Annotated in this window: 13 protein-coding genes; 6 read left to right on the top strand and 7 right to left on the bottom strand. The window is 37.5% G+C overall.

The genetic code is table 11. The features are described 5' to 3' along the window. Positions 1-12: 12 nt before the first annotated feature. Positions 13-1,221 (top strand): alpha/beta hydrolase-fold protein, encoded by a 1,209-nt coding sequence (locus tag ACPPVU_RS22750; protein ID WP_426669028.1) that lies wholly within the window; start codon positions 13-15, stop codon positions 1,219-1,221. Between the two features lie 59 nt (positions 1,222-1,280). Here the strand turns inward: ACPPVU_RS22750 and ACPPVU_RS22745 are convergent, their stop codons facing one another. The 5 genes from ACPPVU_RS22745 to ACPPVU_RS22725 all read right to left on the bottom strand — a co-directional run bounded on the left by ACPPVU_RS22745 (position 1,281) and on the right by ACPPVU_RS22725 (position 7,020). After that, positions 1,281-2,162 (bottom strand): cupin-like domain-containing protein, encoded by an 882-nt coding sequence (locus tag ACPPVU_RS22745; protein WP_426669027.1) that lies wholly within the window; start codon positions 2,160-2,162, stop codon positions 1,281-1,283. 332 nt (positions 2,163-2,494) lie between these two features. Then, the gene (hemW, locus tag ACPPVU_RS22740; RefSeq protein ID WP_426669026.1) at positions 2,495-3,616 is read right to left on the bottom strand and encodes a radical SAM family heme chaperone HemW; all 1,122 of its coding nucleotides are present in this window, start codon (positions 3,614-3,616) and stop codon (positions 2,495-2,497) included. A gap of 280 nt (positions 3,617-3,896) precedes the next feature. Continuing rightward, positions 3,897-4,856, bottom strand: coding sequence for a hypothetical protein (locus tag ACPPVU_RS22735; RefSeq protein WP_426669025.1), 960 nt, complete (start codon positions 4,854-4,856; stop codon positions 3,897-3,899). Between the two features lie 359 nt (positions 4,857-5,215). Beyond that, positions 5,216-6,301, bottom strand: a complete 1,086-nt coding sequence (gene cax, locus ACPPVU_RS22730) for a calcium/proton exchanger (protein WP_426669024.1) — start codon at positions 6,299-6,301, stop codon at positions 5,216-5,218. Positions 6,302-6,351: 50 nt separating this feature from the next. Then, the gene (locus tag ACPPVU_RS22725; RefSeq protein ID WP_426669023.1) at positions 6,352-7,020 is read right to left on the bottom strand and encodes a potassium channel family protein; all 669 of its coding nucleotides are present in this window, start codon (positions 7,018-7,020) and stop codon (positions 6,352-6,354) included. A 177-nt stretch (positions 7,021-7,197) separates the two neighbouring features. On the opposite strand from ACPPVU_RS22725, the gene ACPPVU_RS22720 reads away from it, so the two are divergent. Next, a complete protein-coding gene (locus ACPPVU_RS22720) occupies positions 7,198-7,626 on the top strand; it encodes an acyl-CoA thioesterase (protein WP_426669022.1) in 429 nt (142 codons plus the stop codon). 27 nt (positions 7,627-7,653) lie between these two features. Here the strand turns inward: ACPPVU_RS22720 and ACPPVU_RS22715 are convergent, their stop codons facing one another. Continuing rightward, on the bottom strand, positions 7,654-9,540 hold the full coding sequence (locus tag ACPPVU_RS22715) for an acyltransferase family protein (protein ID WP_426669021.1): 1,887 nt from the start codon (positions 9,538-9,540) through the stop codon (positions 7,654-7,656). A gap of 146 nt (positions 9,541-9,686) precedes the next feature. Next, a complete protein-coding gene (locus tag ACPPVU_RS22710) occupies positions 9,687-10,070 on the bottom strand; it encodes a YrdB family protein (protein WP_426669020.1) in 384 nt (127 codons plus the stop codon). Between the two features lie 98 nt (positions 10,071-10,168). Here ACPPVU_RS22710 and ACPPVU_RS22705 point away from each other — a divergent pair, with 98 nt between their 5' ends. From ACPPVU_RS22705 to gldL, 4 genes are all read left to right on the top strand, one after another. Further along, positions 10,169-11,140, top strand: coding sequence for a DUF4271 domain-containing protein (locus ACPPVU_RS22705; RefSeq protein WP_426669019.1), 972 nt, complete (start codon positions 10,169-10,171; stop codon positions 11,138-11,140). Between the two features lie 26 nt (positions 11,141-11,166). Further along, complete coding sequence (locus tag ACPPVU_RS22700; RefSeq protein WP_426669018.1) at positions 11,167-11,925, top strand: uroporphyrinogen-III synthase; 759 nt, start codon at positions 11,167-11,169, stop codon at positions 11,923-11,925. Between the two features lie 272 nt (positions 11,926-12,197). Then, entirely contained in the window at positions 12,198-13,514 is a 1,317-nt protein-coding gene (locus ACPPVU_RS22695) for an SUMF1/EgtB/PvdO family nonheme iron enzyme (RefSeq protein WP_426669017.1), read from the top strand. A gap of 45 nt (positions 13,515-13,559) precedes the next feature. Beyond that, positions 13,560-14,360 (top strand): gliding motility protein GldL, encoded by an 801-nt coding sequence (gene gldL, locus ACPPVU_RS22690; RefSeq protein ID WP_426669016.1) that lies wholly within the window; start codon positions 13,560-13,562, stop codon positions 14,358-14,360. Positions 14,361-14,374: the final 14 nt, after the last annotated feature.

Below are 14,374 nucleotides of genomic sequence, written 5' to 3'. Positions count from 1 at the left end.
TCAATATTTACCATGAAAACACTTTTCTCCATTATTTTCGTCATGCTGTTTATATCAGCTTACGCGCAAAAAGATAATCGTATTACCATCGGCACCGTAGATACCATTAATTCAAAAATCCTGAATGAAAAAAGAACTATCCAGGTTCATGTACCCAATGGTGGAAAAGATGAGCATTACCCTGTGCTTTATATATTAGATGGAGAAGATCATTTTCTGTCTGCCGTAGCCATAACCGAACAATTAAGCGGTCTATTGCCGCCAATGATCGTGGTCGGAATTAATAATATGGGGCACAGTTCCCGCGAACGCGACCTGACACCAACAAAAGTTAATCCGAGTGCTATAGTGAATGCCGGTGATGCAAGATTATCAGGAGGGGGTGAAAATTTCTTCAGCTTTATAGAAAAAGAACTAATACCTTATATCGATTCGAAATACCCAACCGCCAACTCCCGGATATTTAGCGGGCACTCTTTAGGTGGATTAGCAGTTGTAAATGCTTTTTTTAATCACACGAGTTTGTTTAATGCCTATATCGCATTAGACCCAAGCCTGTGGTGGGATCAGCAGAGGTGGATAAAAAAATATGAAGGCGAAATATCGAAGCATGATTTTAAGAATAAATCCCTATTTGTAGGTATTGCCAATAATATTCCCCCGGGTATGGATACCATATCCATTTTAAAAGATACTGGTATTATCGCGCCGGTTACACAGGCAGTATTGCCTTTTGTACATGTTTTAAGGGATAATAAGCCCGCTGGTTTACGCTGGTCATCAAAGTTTTACCCCACCGAACGCCATGGCACAGTTGAATTGATTTCGGAATATGATGCCTTGCGCTATTTGTTTGATTTTTACTCGTTCAATACCAGTCAATTTAGTGGGCATCCTGAATTAAATGAGGATTCTGTTTTAGCTGCCCATTATAAAATGGTTTCCGAAAAAATGGGCTATACCGTACTGCCAACAGAAAATACAGTAAACGAACTGGCCTATGGTTGCATGGGGAACCACAAAATGGCCGAGGCTTATAAGCTTTTCAAAAGAAATGTAGATTACTATCCAAAGAGTGCTAATGCCTATGATAGTTTGGGCGATTACTATGTAGCATCAGGAGATAAGAAAAAAGCTATTGAGGCTTTTACCAAATCACTAAGCCTGCAGGAAGTACTGGATACACGACAGAAATTGAATGAATTGACGGGTAAAAAATAACTTATAGGTAGCGATGGGTTTTAAACGTTTTAAACTCATCGCTATCGTTATAATTTAACTCAATGCGGCCTGCCGGTAGCTAAGGCCCTATTCGCCCATTTTATAGCTACCTTTTCGCGGTATTTGGCATAATCGCCTTTAAAAGCCATTTTTAGCAAGCTGTCAACACCACCTTTCATAGCAAGATTATACAAGCTTGCAGCTTTACGGGTGAGGGAAGCATCCCAGGCACGGAGACTTAAAGAATAGGAACCATCAATATATTTCATCCAGTGCCAATAACCGGTAGGCATAAATAAAGTATCACCGTGTTCCAGGAAAACTTCTGTGCCTTCTACGCCTTCAAGTGCGGGGAATTTTTTTGTATCGGGATTAGCCACATCATAATCTTCCAATGCATAGGTAGCATTTGGGAGGCAGTATAAACGACGTTTCCATTTATTTTCAAACAGGATCACATGTTTACGACCGCCAAAATGGGTATGGAAAATATGTGGCAGATCAATATCGTAATGCAAGAAAGTCACTGAATTTGAGCCGCCGAAGAACATGGCCGGCATGCTTTCGATAAAGCCGCCCATCAAATCTTTAGGCAAAACAATATCATTTATTAACTCTGGTGCCTGCTTAAATATGTTAAAGAAGAAAATGCGCAGTTCGGTGGGTTTTGATTTGATCAAGTCGATATATTCATCAAAAGGCATTTCGGCAGCCCTTGCATTGATCGGCTTTGACGGATCGGCTTTTGAGTTATCGTACAAAGGAACTACCTTATTGCCAACAACTTCTTTCAGATATTCGGCGGTCCATTTTTCGCGTGCGGGCCAGCTCTTTGTTAAGCCCTTGATAACTAACGGACGGCGCGGCTTTAAATAGTTCTCAGTAAAATCTGCAGGACTGATCGTATCTACAGTATCAATAGGATGGAGGATAAAACTCATATGAATTGTCTCAAATCAATAATTAAATATAGACCATCAGGGAATTATCTTTTGGGCAATATTTGCCAAAGATAACAAGATAACGATTTATGAAAATTAATATTTTCGTCATTTAAACATGTAGCCAGGTTTTTATACCAAAAAGCCAGGGCGTTTTACGTCTTTACGCTCCGGGCTTTTCCAGTTTGCGGTTATCAGTTTGCAGTAGGCAAAAATGGATTGCTGTAGCTAAATGACAGTTTCATTTATTTTTTAATTGTGAGTTATTTAGGAGAAGACACGGGTCCCGGCTTGGGCGGTTTTTGGGAAATGGATATTTTTCTAATTATATCTTAGAAAAACAATCCGGATGCAATATGATCGGCATACAGCTTGCCATTTTGGGTAAGGTAGATGATCTGATCTTTTTGCAATATCCATTCCTTATCAAAAAACTCCACGGCTTCCTTTAATAACTGATCTGAGGCTCCTTTGGCTATATTGTTCAATCGGATAAGATCAAGGCCCCATTGAGTGCGTAACGAAGTCATGATATATTCGTTCAGTCGATTGTCTTCGGTTAGGATTTCAATTTCGGCGGGAATATCCTTTTTATTAATTGACTGAATATATTTAGCATTATTGGCAATGTTCCATTGGCGTTTTTCGCCGTCATAGGAGTGTGCCGAAGGGCCAATGCCAAGATATTTTACACCTTTCCAGTAATTTGTATTGTGCCTGGAGTAATGTCCCGGCAGGCTAAAGTTGGATATTTCATAGTGCTCGAAACCGTGATCCTGCATCGCGCCCATCAGTTTTATAAACTGTTCCGAACTTTGTTCGTCATTCATCGGCGCTTGTTTTTTGTTTTTGATGAATGATGCGAGGGCAGTTCGCGGTTCAACCGTCATAGAATAAGCTGACACATGGGGAATTTGCAGTTCAAATACTTTATCAAGGTTATAGATCCACTTTTGCTCGGTCAATAGGGGATATCCATAAATCAGGTCGACAGTTATATTTTCAAACCCGGCATCCTGCGCCCGCTTTACACAATTCTCCGCTTCTGCTGATCGGTGCACGCGGTTCATCCAGGTCAAATCATCATCAAAGAAGGACTGTATACCAATACTGAAACGATTGACAGGTGTCTGTTTTAACTCTTTTAGCTTTTGCGGACTCAGATCGTCGGGATTAGCTTCCAGCGTTATCTCAGCATCTGATGCGACTGTATGCAACTCTGTAATTGTATTGATAATCAGGTTCACCTCTTCGCCCTCCAGCAATGACGGCGTGCCCCCTCCAAAATAGATGGTTTCAATAGTCTCACCGCTCAGGAAATTCTTTTGAAGCCTGATCTCCTGCATCAGCGCCCGTAACAGCTCAGCCTTATAGGTTAACGAGGTGCTGAAATGGAAGTCGCAATAATGGCAGGCTTGTTTGCAAAAGGGAATATGAATGTAAATGCCGGCCATCTGGCAAAAATAGATATTATTACGCTTAAGTGTTTAATAAGAAACTTTACTATCAGATTGCTTATTAATATTCGGGTTAATGCACGGACATATTCCCTCGTCCAACAAAGGATTTTTATGTTTTTACAGCATCATTGATCACAAAGAATATTGGCCAGTGAAAGACTTAAAAGCCACCCGGACGGGGTTTTTACAGAAGATACATTGGCACATGAAAATGGAGCAGGTTTTATATATTCTTTGAAAGGCAATCCTATTCTAACAGATTTAAAGGCGACTTTTATCTCTTGATCCCTCTGACATTCAATATAACAATGCTGGAATGGGTAAAGCCCAGAGTTTTTCCGGGAATTGCACTTACGAAATGATTAAGATAACCGTCGACTATGCCCTTCATTTCATTAAGTGTAGCTTTTTTGAACTCAGGATAAGAAAATACCATCGATTTTCTAAAGATTAGTTTGCCGTGTTCGTCAACCCAAATGCTGAAGAAATACGAGAAATTTGCGTATGCATTTTTAATGGTAATATCATATTCAGGAGAAAGATACTGATCATCAGAGGTTACCTCATCGACAATGCTGTTATTTAACTCTTTTTTCTTAACGCTAACAACCTTTGGTCTTTTAGATTCGAGGACTACTGGTTGCGATGCAGCAAAAGCGCTATCTAAATTCATATTTGCCTGCATCGCCTTGTACTTAATATATAGAGTGTCTTTCGTCGTTGGCCGCCAAAGTTTACCCGTATCAGTATGTAATAGATCATGTATGTATCTATCAGAATAAAGTGTAATGAATACGTTAGGTTTTTGATCAACGATTATGCGATCCTCTACTTTGAGTACCTGAAATTTTAAACTATCCTTGTTCAAGGATTTTAGTTTTAGCCATGCCCACGCAATATTAAAAATAGAATCATGATCGAACTTCACCGGGGCGTCAATGAACATATTGCTGTCCGGATTAAATATATTTACTGATTCCGGAGAAGAAAATGACAGTCTCCATGAAGGTTTTAACCGATAACCGTCCTGGTTAAACGATAAGCCATTGTCAAATACACGTTTGACCTCGGTGTATCTAATACCTTTTATTGATTTTAAAAGTAATTTTGCATTTTTTTCCCGCTGCGCGAGATCCTCTTTAGCCTTTTCTTCCGGTGAGATGTGATGACATGCAATCGACAAGACAGATATCGCAAGAATTACAGGAATAATGGAATAGGTAATGATTTTCATATTCTGTATTGATAGATTTAGGAAGACATTAAAAGCCAATCTTAGTGAAAAATACCTCAATTCAAAAATCAAGCTGATAATTTTGAAGTGCATGGAGAATATCGGAGTCGAACCGATGACCTCTTACCGTAATTCAAAACCACAATTTTGGGATGGAATTTCAACCCACATTGTTACTTATTTGTTACTTTTTAATTGTAACTATTTGTAAATCAAAACAATACTATATTCCAGCCATTTTTTATGGGAGTATAATCCCTGATATAGTGGGATAGGCTAAAATAGTCAATGACTCGATTATAAGCATTTAAATTCAGTTTTAATTTTTTTAATCCGGCAGTTCCCTTTTTGATATTTCTTTAAGGTAAAAAAAACAATGCTATGCCAAAGATACTATATACTGACAGTAGCAAAACTCCAAGATACCATGTAGATTTTCCATGATTGCAGGTTAGTGATACTGTAAGTGTTCCAAAAAGTATCATAAAAATAAGCCCTCCTTTAAAGTCAAGATTCATAGGTGACGATGCGATAAAATAGCTTAGCATAATCAATAAGGGTGTGACAAATAAAGCGATCTGCACGGAACTCCCCATGGCAATACTTACACTGATATCAAGCTTGTTCATTTTCGCTGCTCTAAATGCCGCCATCATTTCAGCTGCTGCACCAACTATTGGTACAATGACGAAACCCACAAATGCCTGCGATAACCCCATTTTGGTACTTACTTCCTGAACGCTATCTACAAATATCTCACTGACCAGGGCAATACAGATGGCCGATATTATAAGTACGATTATTGATATGTTTACGGGCCATGTTGCAGATTCCTCACCGGCATTTTCTTCAGATGATTTGAAAAAGTTAGCGTGTGTTTTTAATGAAAATACCAGGCTGAGGATATACAGTACCATTAGCAGTATTGCGATTCCAATGCTGATTTTGCTTAAAATATTGGGGTCGTGTTTTGAAGAGACCTTGCTTAAGATGGTTGGCACCATTAGTGCAATACAAACTATAAACAATAAAGAAGATTGAATGAACGCGTTTGGACGGTTAAAGGTTTGTACTTTATACCGAAAGCCGCCTAACAGATATGATAAGCCCAGCATGAAAAGAGAATTGGTAACAATACCACCAACTATTGCTGCTTTTACAAGATCGATAAGATCTTTTCGTAAAGCAGCAATAAAGATGACCAGCTCTGTTAGATTTCCAAAAGTGGCATTTAGCAAGCCACCTACCGTGTCGCCGGTTTTGGCCGCGATCCCTTCTGTTGCTGATGACAAAAAAGCCGCAAGCGGAATAATGGCAAGCAGAGACAACAAAAACATGATCGAAGGCGACGCGAAATGCGTATATTCCAGCACCAGCAATACAGGAACGAAAAGAACCATCCAAAAGATTGGTTTGTTTTTAAGATCGGTTAAAAAAATTTCCATAATGACTGTTATTTATTGTGTCTTTTTTATGTTATTCTCAGCATTGCATTCTAGCGCTTCCGCGAGGAATCAAATTCCATAGACACAAGCCTTGCTATCAAAATCGCGGGATATAGTTGACCCACTAATGCTTCCATTGTAGTAAGGGATCTTGCAAGTGGCAGGATTGGTGTGATATCGCCATAGCCCATAGTAGTTAAAGTGACAAGGCTAAAATACATGAGCTCTTTTCTGTCGGAAGATTTTAAGCCATGGAAAGCGCCGCCATCTGCTTTGGCGATGATGTGATATAGAATGCCAAAGATGAAGCTTATTAAGAGATAAACCACAATAGATCCTTGTATGCGATGTATGGTGATCGGGCCTTCTTTAAATGTTTGTAACAGAACGATCCAACTTAGAAAAATACAATAGAGCACTATAGCAGCATCATCCAGTGTTTCAAACGTAAAAGAACGAAAAAACAGACCAGATCCCGATACCAGGAGCAATGTAATGAATGTGATAAGCGCTATACGTAGTCTGGTATTTTTTATATGCAAAAACAAGCCTGCAGAAAGAAGAGATATATAAAAACCAAGGAAAATAATTTTTGACCATTGCGCTTTTTGCCCAATAGGAATGATGATAAAAATTTGTACCACAAGTATGATCAGTAAAATACTGAGACTTTTTTCCTGGCCCCAGAATTGTCTAAATTTATGAGTCAGGTTATTCATAAGGTGGTTGATGTCTATATATTGATCAGTGTAAAATTACCTATAACAAATGATTTGTTCAATAAAATTAATTATTACTATAATCATTAAAAATTACCATAAGGCAACAAAAAAATTATTAAGATTGAAGCAACCCCCAACGCCCTTAAATGAGTAATTGTAAAAAACATAACAACAATGGAATTTACTAAAAATTATACAGCCCGGGAAGAACATATAGACGTACAGGGAATTATGGATGGGTTGTATTATCCCTTTTACATGGAGTATTGCCGGCACGATTTTATCAGGGAGATATTAGGTTTTGACCTCGAAACGGAAGCAAAAAATGGAATTTATATGGTACTATCACAGTACACCATTAAATTTCTACGGTCGCTCAAAAAAGACGATCAATTTAAGGTTACCTGCGAATTATTTGCTGATAAAAACAAACAACCTAAATTGCACTTTAAGCAATCTATTATTCTGAACGACAAAGTAATGACTACAGCCATTTTTACCGGCACATGTGTTCCGGCTAAAGGAGGGCGTCCTTTTTTACCTGATTCAATTGCAAAAATAATAGCAGAGGCTCCCCTGATTGAGATGGAAAATTTAAGATAATCTGGATGAGAGTGTATACTTTGTTGTTTAATGATGCTTATGTATGGCATTAATAAAATTTGACGTAATGTGATTGGTCATTATCTTATTACACACCATCCCGGCACCATAATTACTAAAGTGATCTTTATCGATCATATAAGGTATATCATTAGATATTTTAGGTGAAGTAACGTTGTAAATGTTAACGTAATTGGCTAATAATTTTTGATTTAAATATTTATTGATATGATATGAATCCTCATCTAAGTATTTATAACTAATATCCTGGTTGTATTCATTTTGCCAGGCGGCTAAGAATGGATAATTCCTTTTATAGGTTTCATTCTGCCCTATGATGAGGGTTTTTATTTTATACCTGGCAAAAAAAGCTATTGTAGTTTTTAGATCCGATATCAACCTGGCAGTATCCGTTATATTATTAACCCAATTGGCAGCTATTATTACGCCATCAATTTTAGCCGCATTATTTGTTACAAAATCTCTAAATATATAATTCATAAAAACGGTACACCTTGGTTCTCCTGTACTGTTAATGATCGGGAGACAGCCGCTTGATGTAGCTTGTAATAAGTGAATATCTTTTCTTAACAGCACCTCCCTAAACGATTGCGAGTATTGTGCAGCATGGCTATCACCCAATAGCAGTATGTTCTTTTTATTTGGGTCAAAGTTTATGCAAATGCTTTTATTAAAGTTATTAATGTCTCCTTTTTCTTTGGTAAGAAAGCATCCGGAACCTGCAAATTGTGCATTTGTTTCTTTTTTATGCATCTCTTTGTAGCTCGAAATGGTAGAAGTACTGCTTTTAAATAAGTAGTTATTGGTGGTAAAATGGCTTAAAGAAACTGTTATTAATAATAGAGCAAGACCCGTACCTAAAATTAACTTGTTGCTTTTATATTCATTGATCTCAACATATCTGTAAGAGAGATAAGCCAGCACCGTAACAATTACCATTAAGATTATCAAATTAACGAGGCTGGTTTGTATGCCAATATATAATGCAATAACATAAACCGGCCAGTGCCATAAATATAAAGAGTAAGAGATTTTGCCTATAAACTGAACAGCTTTCGTTTGCAGTAATTTAAAGTCATTATAGTTGGCTATAATTACCATAAAAGTGGCAATAACAGGTGCCAGGGTATAAATATTAGGCCAACTTGTGCTTTTTAACAATATAATACTAAGTAGTATTAATAGGTATCCTGCTATGGCAATGTATTTTTTGTACTTAAATTCTTTGATCAGATCCTCACTTAAAAAAGCTACCCCCCCAAAAAGCATTTCCCAGGCCCGGGTTGGCAAAAAATAGAACGATGCCGTTGCATCGTGTTTTGTCCAGGCAATTCCACCTATAAAGAATAAAAAAGTAAGACATATAAAACAAAGCATATACTGCATCTTTTTTTTGAAGAGCTTATTTAAGCCTAATAATAAAAAAGGGTAGAGCAGGTAAAATTGCCATTCGACAGACAAAGACCAGGTATGTAAAAGGGTATTATCGTCAGCAGCATCGAAAAAGTAATTTGTTGTTTTCCAGTATAGCATATTTGATAAAAAAGCTATGCTGGCTGCTGCATTTCGCTCACTTGTTTTATAATCAACCGGGAAAAAACAAAAAAAGCAGACTATAGTTAAAACTAAAATAAGAGTTAGCAGTGCCGGTACTATACGCTTTAAACGTTTACCATAAAAGTCAAGAATTGAAAAAGAATTTCTGTTGATCCCATTTATGATTATCCTGCTCATTAAATAACCGGATATGACAAAAAATATGTCAACTCCCGAAAAGCCTCCCCTGAAATAGATAATCTTATAGTGGAAAAGTAAAACGCCTGTTACTGCAATCGCCCTTAAGCCATTAATGTCATATCTGAAATTCTTAATGTGATTAATCGTTTTGCTCATCCATTAGTAGTGTTTATAAATGTATAATTTTAACTGTAATTATTAAAAAATGATCAGCTACGTTCAAATTTTGTCTCCCATTCAAATGTATCTAATAGACAATTGGGGTGAATTTAAAATAAAGCATGGTTAGTCACCCAAACTAATCATTTAACAAAACCATTGTATGGCTTATTTCTAAGCATTGCCCATGCACGGTCATAGGATACTATGTAGTGCAATATCACAATTATAGTCATTATAATGGCTGATTTTGAATATCCAAGATCGTATAGGGGCCAGGCTGATAAGCCAAATAAGCCCAATTCTAATAAGAGTCTTAAAATACCAGGAATAGCAACCGGTGCAGGTTTAGGATCATTTGGGATAAGAAAAATACCCCATAAAACAGCTGCAATTAAAGGCAGGCCGGGTGCTGCAATATATCTTATCCAGGGTTCTGTTAAATGCCACCCCCAACAACCTAAAATAATTAACATAACAATTTCCAATAAGAATCGTATAGCAAGGTTTGCAGGGTTAGTGTTCATCCGATTTTAAGATAAGGGTGAAATATTTGATCCATTTATAAAACAATCAAATATTCAGATAACTTTGTAATGTTTAACTAGTCATCCTGATCTAATTTATGCGCTTTATTGCTACTGCCTTTTTGCTTTTTGCCCTGCTTACGGGCAAAGCTTTTGCGCAACAAGATACATCAGGCTTAAAGGACGACGATACTTCATATGGAAATGGTGCACATCTTCCGTTTCTTGATTCTGTTGCACAGGCTATCCAGGCACGTGAACAATTTGTTTCTGATTCTTTGGAAACTTTGTATATCAGGCCAGCCGATCCGTTGCGCCATAACCTGTTAATTGACAGTCTTTTTAAAAAGTACTTATATAAAGGGTCAAATTTCCTGGATGTTGCACGTGCCCCAAAAAGTTTGTTAAGGGAAGGACATAGCCGCCAAACCCGCGATCAATGGGTAATCGTTGTCATTATTGGTCTGTTATTGTACACGGCTATTTTGAACCGTATAATGAGCAAGGATTTTTCTAGTGTTTGGCAATCATTCTACAGCAAGCGAATGTTATCCCAGGTGAGCAAGGAAGACAATATTATTAATTCATGGACTTTTATTGGCCTTTTCTTACTGTTCGGTTTAACTTTTGGCCTGTTTTTGTATCAACTGGCAGCATACTATCATGTTTATTATTATAGTATAAGCGGGGTGCGTCTTTTTATCACCCTTTCTTTAGACATACTTGTGCTGTTTGCGATCAAATTTTTAATTGTAAAGTTTTTGGGCTTTGTTTTTAATATCAATAAGCTGGTCGGCGAATATCTTTCTGTATTGTATCTCACTTATTTCAATATCACATTTGTTTTTTTACCTGTGGCGGTATGTTTCAGTTTACTTGCCAACCAGCTAATACCCTATATACTGGCAATAGCGCTTATTTTGATCGTGATTATTTTCATCTGGCAGTACTTGCGTAGTAGCGTTAATATTATTTCAAGCATTGTATTTCATAAATTTTATTTATTTGTCTATCTTTGTGCCCTCGAAATTTGCCCTATTTTAATTTTAATAAAGGCACTGCACATATAGGAGTTAGGTTTTTTATACTATAGATTTTGGAAGAAAGAAAGAAAAAGGTTAAAAGCATACTGGTTACCTTGCCAAAACCCGAGAATGATAAGAACCCCTATGCCGATCTGGCGAAGAAATACAATCTGAAGATTGATTTCAGATCTTTTATTCATGTTGAAGGTGTCCCAGCTAAAGATTTCCGTAAAGAAAAGATCAACCTGGCAGATTTTACTGCAGTAATATTTACCAGCCGTAATTCAGCAGATCATTTTTTCCGCATTTGTGAAGAAATGCGTTTTGAGGTGCCTGTAGAAATGAAATACTTCTGTTTGTCTGAAACTATCGCACTCTATCTTCAAAAATATATTCAATACCGCAAAAGAAAGATATTCTTTGGCAAACAAACAGCTGCCGACCTGGCTGAAGTGTTAAAAAAACATTCAGGAGAGAAATTTCTTTACCCATGCTCGGACGTTGCAGCAGAAGAAACACAAAAGTTTTTGCTTGATAATGGATACAACTTTACACCGGCTGTATTATTCCGTACAGTATGCAGTGATCTCTCAGATCTGGCAGAGGTATTTTATGATGTGATTGCCTTTTTTAGTCCGTCAAGTATCCAGTCTCTTTATAAGAATTTCCCCGATTTTAAACAAAATAACACTCGCATTGCCGCTTTTGGTGCTACTACGCACAAAGCTGTTTTGGATGCGGGATTAATCCTGGATATACCAGCGCCAACTCCCGGTGCTCCGTCTATGACTATGGCCATAGAACAGTATGTCAAGATGGTCAACAAATAAATTTATACTAATTTATTAGAACCCCTCTGCAACTTTCTACACAGGGCTGCCGTATAATACCCATATTAAATTGGTTGATGAGCATACTAATTTAGGTTATAGGTTAACGTGTTTATTACGAATAAACTATTAATTTATACTTTTATGAAAAAAATATTGTTCATTTAAATTTTTAAAAACAAACTTATATTTTTAGTAGAATTTAGTAGAATCTAGATGATTATATTTAACAAGCATAATGCATAACATTCACCTAATTGATTTAATTTAAAATGAAGCAGATATACTTTTTAATTACGGTTATTGCCGGTACGATGATGTTAAGCAGTTGTGGCCGAGGCGGCGACAGAGGCGAACTAACCGGTGTCCCTCAACGATCGTTCAGGGCCGAAGTCCCTTACGGTATGGTATATGTCCCCTCTGGTTCATTCCTGATGGGTCAAACCGACCAGGATGTAACATTTTCACAGATAGCCCAAACCAAACAGGTTACAATAAATGCCTTCTTTATGGATGAGACTGAGATCTCTAATTCAAAATACAGGCAATTTGTAAATTGGGTTCGCGACTCAATAGCTATCACCAGCTATATGCATGACGAAAAATATTTTATTAAGCCGGCTAAAGGTGTTAAAACCAACGGTAAAAAATATATCAACTGGACATATGTAAAGCATTATCCTATTTCATTTAGCGCGAGCAAGAAAGGCAATGCAGCTCATGCAGCAAAATTGCAGGGCATGTATTACCAGGGCGATGACCGCGTTTTTGATCGCAATGAGTTAGACGTACGTTTACTGAAATATAATTATTCGCTATTCAAATTGCGTAACGCGGCTGACTATAAGAACGATAAGAATAAAAAGAGATCCGATTTTATCTTCCGTGATACTGTTAATGTTTATCCGGATACTTTAGTTTGGCTTAGCGATTTTTCATATGCTGCTAACGAGCCAATGGTTGAAGATTATTTCTCTCACCCTGCATACCGTAACTATCCTGTTGTTGGGGTAACCTGGCGCCAGGCAAGAGCATTTAACGTATGGCGCTCACGTTACAATGACGCTTATAAAGATTCTCATAATTTGCCACATCGTGCACCATACAGGTTACCTACTGAATCTGAGTTTGAGTACGCAGCACGTGGTGGGAAAATCGGAACTGACTATCCATGGGGTGGCCCTTATATCAAAAACTCTAAAGGATGTTTAATGGCCAACTTTAAACCTGGTCGTGGTAACTATAGCGATGATGGCGGTACTTATACCGTAAACGTACGCTCATATTTCCCTAACGATTATGGCTTATATAATATGGCCGGTAACGTAGCTGAATGGACTTCATCAGCATTTGATGAATCTGCATCTACATTCGTTCATGACCTGGCGCCAACTTTTGATTATGAAGCAAAAGCCAGTGATTCACCTGTACTTAAACGTAAAGTAGTAAGAGGCGGATCATGGAAGGATGTGGGTTATTTCCTCCAAAATTCTACCCGTACGTATGAATACCAGGATACTGCTAAATCATACATCGGTTTCCGTTGCGTATCTACATACATGGGTCGCGACATTAAAGACAAACACTAATTATTTAAATCACTCAATTAATATTCAACTATTTAAACATTTATCATGGCAGGGAAGAAAAAACCTTACGGTATTACCAATATTGTATCCTGGGGCGCAACTGTTGTAATCATCGGATTATTATTTAAAATTCAGCATTGGCCTTATGGCGCTGTGTTCATTTCAGTAGGACTTTTAACAGAAGCTGCATTGTTCTTCATCTTAGGTTTTCAAAGAGATGCCGAGGAAGTACATGTTGATTGGACACGCGTTTACCCTGAATTAGACGAAGAATTTAAAGGCGAACTGCCAACAGCCACTGTTCGTGGTGGAGGCAATGGATCCAACACTCAAGCATTAGATAAAATGCTTGCTGATGCTAAGATCGGGCCTGAATTAATCGGAAGCCTTGGCGAAGGTTTAAGAACTTTCGGCGATAAGGTATCCAATATATCAAAGGTTGCAGATGCAGGCCTTGCTACTTCTGAATTCAGTTCAAAAGTTAAAACAGCAAGCGCAAGCTATGATAAACTGAGCGTTGCTTTTGACCAGGCATCAGCTAATTTATCAGAAATGGCAAATTCAAATATTGATTCAAAAGCTTATCATGATCAGGTAAATAACCTGGCAAAAAATCTGTCAGCTTTAAATGCGGTGTACGAACTGGAATTACAGGATTCAAGCGCACATTTAAAATCAATGAATAAATTTTATCACAGTATGGCTTCAACCATGCAAAACTTTAGCGAGTCACTAGAGGATTCACAACAGTTTAAAGTTGAAGTTGCACGTCTGTCTAAGAACCTGGGTTCACTGAACTCTATATATGGCAACATGTTGTCAGCTATGAGCCAGCCACGGTCTTAATAATTAATAGAATC

The organism is Mucilaginibacter sp. McL0603, assembly GCF_049992945.1.
Taxonomy (GTDB): domain Bacteria; phylum Bacteroidota; class Bacteroidia; order Sphingobacteriales; family Sphingobacteriaceae; genus Mucilaginibacter.
This window is presented reverse-complemented; position numbering and strand designations above follow the sequence as displayed.

Coding starts and splice junctions, on each gene's coding strand:
- ACPPVU_RS22750 (WP_426669028.1), top strand. CDS start 13: ATGAAAACACTTTTCTCCATTATTTTCGTCATGCTGTTTATATCAGCT.
- ACPPVU_RS22745 (WP_426669027.1), bottom strand. CDS start 2,162: ATGAGTTTTATCCTCCATCCTATTGATACTGTAGATACGATCAGTCCT.
- hemW (WP_426669026.1), bottom strand. CDS start 3,616: ATGGCCGGCATTTACATTCATATTCCCTTTTGCAAACAAGCCTGCCAT.
- ACPPVU_RS22735 (WP_426669025.1), bottom strand. CDS start 4,856: ATGAAAATCATTACCTATTCCATTATTCCTGTAATTCTTGCGATATCT.
- cax (WP_426669024.1), bottom strand. CDS start 6,301: ATGGAAATTTTTTTAACCGATCTTAAAAACAAACCAATCTTTTGGATG.
- ACPPVU_RS22725 (WP_426669023.1), bottom strand. CDS start 7,020: ATGAATAACCTGACTCATAAATTTAGACAATTCTGGGGCCAGGAAAAA.
- ACPPVU_RS22720 (WP_426669022.1), top strand. CDS start 7,198: ATGGAATTTACTAAAAATTATACAGCCCGGGAAGAACATATAGACGTA.
- ACPPVU_RS22715 (WP_426669021.1), bottom strand. CDS start 9,540: ATGAGCAAAACGATTAATCACATTAAGAATTTCAGATATGACATTAAT.
- ACPPVU_RS22710 (WP_426669020.1), bottom strand. CDS start 10,070: ATGAACACTAACCCTGCAAACCTTGCTATACGATTCTTATTGGAAATT.
- ACPPVU_RS22705 (WP_426669019.1), top strand. CDS start 10,169: ATGCGCTTTATTGCTACTGCCTTTTTGCTTTTTGCCCTGCTTACGGGC.
- ACPPVU_RS22695 (WP_426669017.1), top strand. CDS start 12,198: ATGAAGCAGATATACTTTTTAATTACGGTTATTGCCGGTACGATGATG.
- gldL (WP_426669016.1), top strand. CDS start 13,560: ATGGCAGGGAAGAAAAAACCTTACGGTATTACCAATATTGTATCCTGG.